General features: G+C 61.4%; 6 protein-coding genes. 3 read left to right on the forward strand and 3 right to left on the reverse strand.

Features of this window, described 5'->3' with window-relative positions:
• Positions 1-323 (reverse strand): DEAD/DEAH box helicase (locus tag ACH2EH_RS23655; RefSeq protein ID WP_395145664.1); only part of this gene is annotated, 323 nt, incomplete at its 3' end.
• Between the two features lie 395 nt (positions 324-718).
• Here ACH2EH_RS23655 and ACH2EH_RS23660 point away from each other — a divergent pair.
• From ACH2EH_RS23660 to ACH2EH_RS23670, 3 genes are all read left to right on the forward strand, one after another.
• Positions 719-3,913, forward strand: coding sequence for a hypothetical protein (locus tag ACH2EH_RS23660; RefSeq protein ID WP_395145666.1), 3,195 nt, complete (start codon positions 719-721; stop codon positions 3,911-3,913).
• Between the two features lie 162 nt (positions 3,914-4,075).
• Positions 4,076-6,052, forward strand: coding sequence for a BRCT domain-containing protein (locus ACH2EH_RS23665; protein WP_395145668.1), 1,977 nt, complete (start codon positions 4,076-4,078; stop codon positions 6,050-6,052).
• Entirely contained in the window at positions 6,049-7,401 is a 1,353-nt protein-coding gene (locus ACH2EH_RS23670; RefSeq protein WP_395145669.1) for a reverse transcriptase family protein, read from the forward strand. Before ACH2EH_RS23665 ends, ACH2EH_RS23670 begins: the two co-directional genes overlap by 4 nt.
• A 61-nt stretch (positions 7,402-7,462) precedes the next feature.
• On the opposite strand, the gene ACH2EH_RS23675 is transcribed toward ACH2EH_RS23670, so the two are convergent.
• Together ACH2EH_RS23675 and ACH2EH_RS23680 are read right to left on the reverse strand one after the other, a co-directional pair.
• A complete protein-coding gene (locus ACH2EH_RS23675) occupies positions 7,463-7,804 on the reverse strand; it encodes a hypothetical protein (protein WP_395145671.1) in 342 nt (113 codons plus the stop codon).
• On the reverse strand, positions 7,788-8,152 hold a 365-nt coding region (locus ACH2EH_RS23680), incomplete at its 5' end, for an amino acid--tRNA ligase-related protein (protein ID WP_395145673.1). The genes ACH2EH_RS23680 and ACH2EH_RS23675, both read right to left, overlap by 17 nt.

An 8,152-nucleotide genomic window follows, 5' to 3' on the forward strand; every position in this document is an offset into this window, starting at 1 on the left:
AGCTTGAGCGTCCCGCTTGCCAGCCCCTCCCCGATGCTTCGTACTTCGTCGAGACCCAGCGAGGAGTCCAGCCGGGCCGCCGGAATGCCACGCGCCGTCAGAAAATCAATCTGATCTTTCATCAGAGCGATGAGGGGGGAGACGACAATAGTGACGCCGTCAAAGCACAGCGCGGGGAGCTGGTAGCACAGCGACTTGCCGCCCCCTGTGGGAAAGACCGCGAGTGCCGAACGCCCTGCAAGAAGCGTCTCCACGACTTGCTCCTGGCCCGGTCGGAACTCGGAGAAGCCAAAGTATTTCTCTAGAAGTTGTTTTGTGTTCATCGCCTTTATAACGGTTCAGGCTACCCGATTCTTATAAAATGCGCGAAATATATTTCAGAAAAAGAGAATTGACATTCGTGTTCCGGGTCGGGCATACTGCGCGTAGTGTTTGGAGTGGAGGGTGGAGTGACAATCGTTAGCCTTTCAAACCTTCGGGTTTGAGCCACGATGTTTCGTCGTGGTGGCCGTAAAGCTCGCTTTACATCACCGGTCGCCGATGCGACTCAGCGCAGACACGGGTAGTGGGTACCCGTTCGACGCGCTGAGGTGCGGTGGCCACGCCCAACGGGTACCCACTACCCGTGTCTGCGCCTACAGTGATCGTCGCCGGTCCCTGCAGGATAGTAGCGATTTCGCCCTCCACCCAGACACACTTTTTTGTGTCGGAGATGACCATGCCTGAGCCAGATACCGATTTACTCCGTTTTGTGAAAGAGTCTCCCCTTGCCTTTGGCTCGTGGCAGGGGCTCAAGTCACTCTACAAAAAACTTGAAGCCGATCCAAACGCCGATCCTGAGCTTCTCGGGGCACTGATTAGGCGGCTGGATACCGCCCCACTCCATCTCCCAGTGCCCCTACCCACTGTAGATATGGGACGCACCCATGGAGTGGGGCTTATGGCCGCCTCGGGGGATCGGCTTGCGGTTCTTCTCAATCGTTCCTGGAGAAATCCTTATCTCGCCCTCTTGGATTTTAATGTCTCTAACCGCTTAAAACCACGGAAATTAGGGACTGCAAAGCTAGACAGTGCGTTTGGGGAACTCAGTCAGGTTCTTTGGTGTGGTGTACTGCTTGTCGTACGTCAGGAAGGAAATATCCTGATTTTTGAGGAGAGCCGTGAGGAACTCAAGCTCCTGGCGACACTGACGCTTGATGCACTTAGTGTCGCGGCCTCGTTTCCCTATCTCTATGTCGTGGTGAAAGATGCGCTCCAAGTGATTGACCTGCGCGATATTCATGAGAGCCGCCCGACTATCGAGATTCGAGGCGCAATTCGTGTGACAGTAGAGGGGAGAGTCGCAGTAGTTGCCACCTTGAATACGGGGTTGAGCTGGAACCGGCTCCCTCGCACTCGGGGATTCCGCGTTCTCTCTCTGGAAGAGCCTGGACAGCCACTGCTGGTCGCCGATGTGGACGAGCCCGATTGTGTCGCCGTGGAACTCATGGAAAAGACACTCTGGGTTCTCAAGAAACCGGCAGGGTATGCTTCATGTGTTCTAGGAGCCTACAACCTTTCCGTGCTTTCGCAGCCGCAAAAGCTCGGAGAGATCGCACTGACGGGTTCTACAAATCATGTTCCTTCCCTCGCCGTACGATCCCGTCAGGCTTTTGTGCGTGTGGAAAGCTCGGGCCTGGTGGATTGCGTGGTACTTGATGATAAGAATCTACTTCAGCGACGATCCCTAGCGACGGGGGGATATTCACCAAACCTTGCCGTCGGACAAGACTGGCTCTTTGTCCAGAGCGTTAATGGGACAACTCTCTGGAGCTTGGCCTACCCCGAGCGTCCTGTTTGCTACGGCACACCCCCATCCCCCAGGACCCTGGGCTACATGAAGCGCCGTGCCCGTCGCCACCTGCGCGGCTTGTCAGACTCCGACCCGAAGCGCTTTGTCGAGCTGGCCTATCGAACTCTTAGTGCGATCACCGAGCCGCTCGATCCCACAAAACACTGGGTGGCCTATGACTTGCTCTTTGGGGACGGGAAGCGCTTTGAGCAGCGTAGCCACGGACGTGGGGCGTTTGTGGAGAAAAGTGCGCTCCGGCTGAGCCTGCGCCGATTTGAGGCGCGGGGCGCGGCGGCATGGACGGCCAATCCCGAGCTTGCCGCCAAGCTCTATCTTAGGGAGAAATGCCTCTGGCAGGCGCGGGAGCTGGCGCTCAAAGCCTTGCGGGCTGCGAAGGCCGAGGTGCCCCGTGCGGGGGGGAGTGGTGTCGCGACAAGCTCACTCTTGCTGACTGCCTACGGCGTGCGGGAGCTGGTAGCGGCAACGCGCCTCACACCCGAGCTTGCTGCGCTGGGATTTGCGCGCGCGGTTGCCCGTCAGCGAACGAAGCTCGTGCCCCCAATTGTGCGCCACGCAAATGCCGACGCTAAGTGGAAAGCAACTTTTGTCGAGTGTGTGCTCCGTGCCAGTGATCCAAGCAAACTCCGGCGCTTTGGAGCGATTGCGGGGCTGGTGGCGGAGCACTTCCCCGAGTCTGTTGGTGGAACGGCGATTATCCGGCTTGTGCCCGGACTACTGGCGACGGGCAAGCAAGCACTACGGGAGCTGGCGCTGGGCGCAGCACTATCCGTGGACGAAGGCACGCTGGAAGAGTGGCTGGAGCTGGTGCCACGTGTCCGTGAGAGCGACCGTGAGGCTCTGATCGTCGCACTGGAACGGGGAGCGGCGGGAAAGAGCCTGGGCGAGCCCTACGAGCTGATGGAGCATGAGAGTGCTCTGGTGCGCGAGGCATTCTGGCGGGTTTTGGCGGCATCAGTGACGGAGAAAGACGCACTGCGAAGCCTCTGGGACGAGCTGCTGATAGCCTCTGAGGTAAACGATGCCCTTCAGACGGCGATGCGTTCGACCTATGCTCTTGCGACACTCGGGCGTGCGGGCTTTACGGCAGACGAACTTTCTGAGATTCTGACGGGACGTCCGTTTTTAGTCGGGCTGCTCGATGCGCAGGCATTTACCTCGCTCACACAAACACTCCCGGTTACGACAACACTCAACCTCATCGCCGCTGCCGACGATGCAGTCTGGGGCCGGATTCGCGATGGCTGGGTACGCAATCTGCGGGAAGGTCTGGGAATCGCCGATCTCTGGAGCGCCTTGCCCGACGCCCTGAAAAACGACACGACAGGAAATTTAGAAGCCCGTGTGCTTTCCGACAGCGCCATCACCGAGTGCCTGCTGACGTGCGAGGATGCGTCGCGTCTCCTCGCTCTCCGAGAGTCGGCCCTCGGCCCACTCCTGGGGCGCTGGCTGGTGCGCCACTGGCCCAAGCTGGAAGCCGACGAAGCACTATTGCTCTGCGCTGCCACCCACGTACTTTCAGATATACGAACCCCCGCGCTGGAGCTGGTCGGGCGGCGAGCGCTACGCCTCGCCTTTGCCCTGCGCCTCCTAGAGTGCGAGATTCCGGGGAGCGTGATTGTTGGTAAGCGCTGGTTCGAGGCAAGCGCCACGGAGGATCTCGAAAACCGCGCGCTTGCGCTCTGTGACAGCCCGGTCTACTCCGTGCGTGTTTATGGGCGGCAGTTCGCCATAGCTAGGGCGCTCACCGGCGAGAAACTCGCGCTGGCGCTCTTTGAGCATGACGAGCCGGACATGCAAGCTTTTGCCGCCGAAGTGGCGGGCAACTCGTCCGCGCCGGGCTTTGATCGCACCGTGCTGCGAGCGCGTCACAAATCACGACGGGCGAAAGAGACAGTCAAAGCGCGTCAGGAAAACGCCGCGCCAGACGCTCAGGTAGATCAGGCGACGCTGCTCGCCCTCGCCCGAGGCTCGGGAAGCGTGCGCGACGCCGAGTGGGCGCTGGTGCAGCTCACCCGGCGAGCACTGGCGGGCGAGACAGTCGAAGGGCTGAGCGTTGGGTAGCCAGCCCCCCGGCCCCTCTTCCCGAACCCATCCCCCCGGCCCCCTTCCCTCTACGAAGGAAGGGGGAGGTAGGGCGGAGGTCTTCAACCCTCCTTGCCCTGAGGGAGGGTGGATGCGAGCTGTGCGAGTAGCCGGGTGGGTTCGGGAAGGCGGAAGTAAATTATGGAAGTAACACAGAGCTATGCGCGGCCTTCGCAGGCGGGGATTGACGACTCCGGGGCGCTGCGGATGGGGCTCACTGCGGAGGCATCCCGGCCCGGGGTGCAGCTTACGGCGCAGATTTTGGACTGCCGGAGTTATGCGAGGGTGATGCTGGCACTCTACAACGTCGTGTCGTCGGACTTGAGAAGTAAGCAAAAAGATCATAGTGGCTACCAGAAATGGGTCGAGGAGCGCTACTTAGAGGAGCTGGACACCACGATGGGAGCGAAGCTGCGTGCTCTGCCCGGCTTGCAGGAGAAACAGACGCGGCTCAAGGGGCGGCTAAAGAACCTCGCGACCGAGATTCGGCCTCTGGAGGGGACGATCCAGGGGCGTGAGTTTTATAATAAGCGCTACGAGTACTTTCAGTGGCTCCGCAAGCACGATAGGGACGCCTGGTGGGTGCTTGATCCGGTGGTCTCCGTGCACAGGGACTGCGTCGTCTTCGAAGTTTTTAGCTTAGATGAGTCGTCGTACGGGCGCGTGACGGTGCCGTGGGAAAAGCTTGACGTGCTGGGCGAGGTGCGCTACGGGACGACAAACGTGGACTATTCCAGCGCCCTTGCGGATGAGATGCGCCGCATTCGCTCGTATCGCCCTGCGTTTCTCTCGGTCGCCGCCGAGGGCGTGAGCATCGCCACCGGAGCGGGGGAGCGCGTCGAGAAAAAAATTGACCTGCCGCCGACCTGGGTGCGCGGCTTCTTGCAAGTCCAGTCCGCCGCCGTCTATCCCGCCATCGAGGTACAGTTCTCACCCGAGACTATCGCCGAGGTACTTGCCGCACTGCAAAGTGCGCGTGAGAAGACCGGCCCACGCTCGCTACGATTTCAGCTCACACCCGGTGAGTGCCCTACCATCACGATCGAGCCGTGGGGGACGGTGATCAAAGAGCGCGTTCACAAGTTCACCGGCGATACGGCCACGGAGATTCGGCTCTGGGGACGGCGGCGACTGCTCGCTTTTGCCGACTTACTGCCCCACGCGGACTCAGTCACGGCGCGGTTTCTCGGGACGGGCATGCCGTCGTACTGGAGCATCACGCTGGACGGCCATCGCTTCGATATTGGGGTCTCGGGCTGGACGAAAAACGACTGGTCGAGTGCGGCCCGCTTCGATGTGCTCGCCGCCACGGGCCAGGCCAGCGATGGCGATATCGCCAAAGCGTCGCAGGAACTCGAAAAGCGCCTCAAGCTCGTCCCCGAGGACATCACCGATCTCTCCACAGAAACCGCCACCGCAGCGCTCCAGCGGCTCTGTGCCACGGGCATGGCAATGTACGATCTCGCCGATTCTTGCTACCGCTGGCGTCAGCTCCTGCCATTTCCCGCGCCGGTGAGCGAGGAAGATCAGCGCAGTAAGCTCGCGGCGCGTATTGTCCAGACCGGGGGCGTCAGCTTTCTAAAAGACACCGACGAAGACGAGGCATTCTCCACCCTCACCGCCCGCACCGACGACACCACTTTTCGGTTCCGCGCCTGGGTGCGCGGCGGCGAGACGCGGCGCGAGGCCAAGTTTGCCGTCACTCTCGATCTTGACAACGATGGCCGCGTGCGCTTTGCGAGCTGCACCTGCTCGTTCTTCAAGCGCGAGAAGCTCCGAAAAGGCCCCTGCGCCCATATCTTAGCCGCCGTCGCGCTGGCATCACAGCAGCTTCTCGGGGCAAAGGCCGCCAAGAAAACCGAAGCCAGCGCCGACGCCTTCGACTTCACCGACAAGACCTTCGTCTTTACGGGGGCACTGACCAAGTTCACCCGCGAGCAAGCCGAGGGAATCGTCGTCCAGCGCGGCGGGAAAGCGTCGGGGAGTGTCAGCAAGAACACCCACTATTTGGTTGCAGGCGACAAAGCGGGTAGCAAGCTCACCAAGGCACAAGAACTAAAAATCCCCGTCATGACCGAGGATGAGTTCTTGGCACTAATGGGAGGGAGCATCGCATGACAGTAGCAGAGCGACAGCGTTTGAAAGAGATCGGCAAGGATGCTTTTATTCGCGAGGAGATGGTGCGACTCGGGTTCTGGCCGCCCTCGCCCGAGATCGCGGAGCAGTCGGCGGAGGCGGAGCGGAAGCTGCGGCCTCTCTATGACGAGCTGGTGAGTGTGCGGCGCGAGCTGGATGGGGTGGAGAAAGAGATTCGGGAGAGCGGCGATGTCCCCGCGCTGCTGGCGGAGATTCGGCGCAAGCGGATTGAGCGGGTGCGCTCGGCGCGGGTGGTCAAGAAAGTGGAGCGTGAGGCGACGCGGCAGAAGAAAGTCGAGCAGGACGCACTCTGGCGACGAACCAGCCTGCCACATCTCGGGCGCGGCGTCTCCGGTGGCTTGACGTTTGCCGACGGCGAAATCGAGACACTCTGCAACGCCATGGGTCTGACCGAGCGCGAGCTGGCGTGGCTCTGCTACCAGCGGCCCGCGTCCAAGACAGGGCACTATTCGCTCTTTACGATCCCCAAGAAGCGCGGCGGCAAGCGCGTGCTGGCCTCCCCCAAGAGCAAGCTGCGCCAGGCACAGCGCTGGATTCTGAGTGAGATTCTCGCCAAGCAAACTCCCCATGCCGCCGCGACGGCTTTTTCGCCCGGCGCGTCGGTGGTTAAGAACGCCGAGCCACACACGGGGAAAGCTGTTGTGGTTAAAGTAGACTTGCAGGACTTCTTCCCCTCGCTGGGCGTCAAGCGGGTAAAAAACTACTTCGAGCACTTAGGCCACAGCGAGGGAGTCGCTACCATCCTCGCGCTCCTCTGCACCGACTGCCCGCGCGTCGTGGTGGAGTTCGACGGCGAGCGCAAGTTCGTCGCTGTCGGGCCACGTGGCGTCCCACAAGGTGCCCTCACCAGTCCCGCGCTCTCCAACGTGCTGGTGCGAAAGCTCGACGCGCGGCTGCTCGGCGCGGCCCAGAAGCTCGGCTTTGTCTACACGCGCTACGCCGACGACCTCACTTTCTCCCACGCCGATGACAGTGCGCCCATCGGGCTGCTCCTCACGCTGGTGCGGCAGATCGTCGCTGATGAAAAGCTGACGGTGAATGAAAAGAAGACCCAGGTCTTGCGGGCCTCAGATCGCCAGATCATCACCGGCCTTGTGGTCAATGGCGAGCAAGGCGTGCGCCTCTCTCGCGACGATGTCCGAAAGTTCCGCGCGGTGCTTCACCACTGCGACACCGACGGCTTCGAGCGCGTCAGCGAGCGCCTAGGCCGAAGCGCCCAAGCCTACTGCCAGGGCTACCTCGCGTTCATCAATATGGTTCGCCCCGAGCTCGCCGAGAAGCTTATCGCAGCGCATCCGTGGCTGGGTTAGCCCGGCACGGGCTTTACGGCTGAGGCACGAAGCCATTGCAGACGCCGGTTTCAACCGGCGGCTAGTCGGTGTCGAAGATCTCGCCGACGCGGAAGGTGAGGCTGGGGAGCAGGGGGGGTCCCTGGAAAGTGTCGGCGGTTTCGTAGGCAGTGCTGGCGCTTACCGAGGTGTAGACGAGAATGCGCTCGGTCTCCGGGAAGACAATCCCCCGGCGGGCGCGGGTGGTGAAGGTGATGTCGGGCGCACGGAGGTTGCGGTTCTGCATGCGAAACCCTGCCTGCCCGTTGGTGACAAAGCCAAGAGGCAGGGCGATGGGCAGCAGACGCGCCAGAAGGAGCGAGGAGATAAAGTCGTACTCCCAGCTCCCCGTCTCTCGATAGAGGAAGTTACTCTGGTTTTGCAACCACCGTAATTCCTAGCTCCTTGAGCTGCTCAGGCTCCACCTCCGACGGAGCATCCATCATCGGGTCGTAGCCGCCGCCCATCTTGGGGAAGGCGATGACCTCACGGATGTTTTCCTCGTCGCAGAGGAGCATCACTAAGCGATCCAGGCCCGGTGCCATCCCGGCGTGGGGTGGGGCACCCAGCGCAAAGGCGTCGAGCATGTGCCCAAAGCGGCTCTGGATCTGCTCGGGAGTGAGGCCCATCTTCTCGAAGACCTTGACTTGGATTTCCGGGACGTGGATACGAACCGCGCCCGATGCGCACTCGGTGCCGTTGCAGACCATGTCGTAGCACTGGGCGCGCATGG

Source organism: Armatimonas sp., from assembly GCF_043760365.1.
Classification (GTDB): domain Bacteria; phylum Armatimonadota; class Armatimonadia; order Armatimonadales; family Armatimonadaceae; genus Armatimonas.

What these genes read in the sequence shown, in the direction of transcription:
- ACH2EH_RS23670 (WP_395145669.1), top strand. Translation starts at nt 6,049, where the DNA reads ATGACAGTAGCAGAGCGACAGCGTTTGAAAGAGATCGGCAAGGATGCT.
- ACH2EH_RS23665 (WP_395145668.1), top strand. Translation starts at nt 4,076, where the DNA reads ATGGAAGTAACACAGAGCTATGCGCGGCCTTCGCAGGCGGGGATTGAC.
- ACH2EH_RS23660 (WP_395145666.1), top strand. Translation starts at nt 719, where the DNA reads ATGCCTGAGCCAGATACCGATTTACTCCGTTTTGTGAAAGAGTCTCCC.